Source organism: Vibrio sp. D173a, assembly GCF_030248475.1.
The window spans coordinates 1-685 of sequence record NZ_JAHGAH010001160.1; the positions used below are offsets into that span (position 1 = coordinate 1).

Sequence of the window (685 nt, forward strand, 5' to 3'; positions counted from 1 at the left end):
ATCGTAAAACAAGAGTTTGCAATCACCGCATTACTCAGCTTAGTCACAGAGTATGAGTCGGATGTCGTGGGTATCCCATTTAGCGAACCAGTAAAGTTAAACCTATCACTCGCATGGCGCAAAGAGGGGTATTTATCGAAGGCAGATCGAACCTTTATTGAATTTGTGAAGCAATACGTTTAGTTAAATGGGAGTGTCAATAATCAGACAGCTTAAGTTTTAAAATTCGGGATGTGGTGTTGTTTCACCTTATTAACTTAAATCTAATCGCAAAAACTGGGCAGAGTGTCACTAAAAATATCGATTTTTAATGTGACTTTGCTCGCTTTAGCTATTGTATTTATGCAACAAAATGTAAAACGCGTTTACTTTAAATATGGGGTACGTATAATCAAATTATTGACGGTATGGTATTCTGAATTTTATGAAATGTAAATGTAAAGAACAACAAGTTGTAAGAGTGCACAGAACTTTTTTTGATAAGGTTTTGGGGATCAAAGCGAAATACAAGTGCGTTAAATGTAACGTCGTTTTTAAAATCAAAGGCTAATTCAACTCTGAGACCTTCTAATTTTTGTGTTACTTGCACAACAAAGCCCGCATTTAGCGGGCTTTTTTATGGAATGATTAAGCAAAAAGCGGTTTAGTTGCTTTTCGAGTTATACATCTTATCGAAGTTTTTCTG

The 685-nt window shown here is 35.3% G+C and carries 1 pseudogene; it reads left to right on the forward strand.

Annotated elements, in window-relative coordinates:
• Positions 1-183 (forward strand): annotated as a pseudogene (locus KIV40_RS32005) (LysR family transcriptional regulator); the annotation flags it as partial.
• Positions 184-685: the final 502 nt, after the last annotated feature.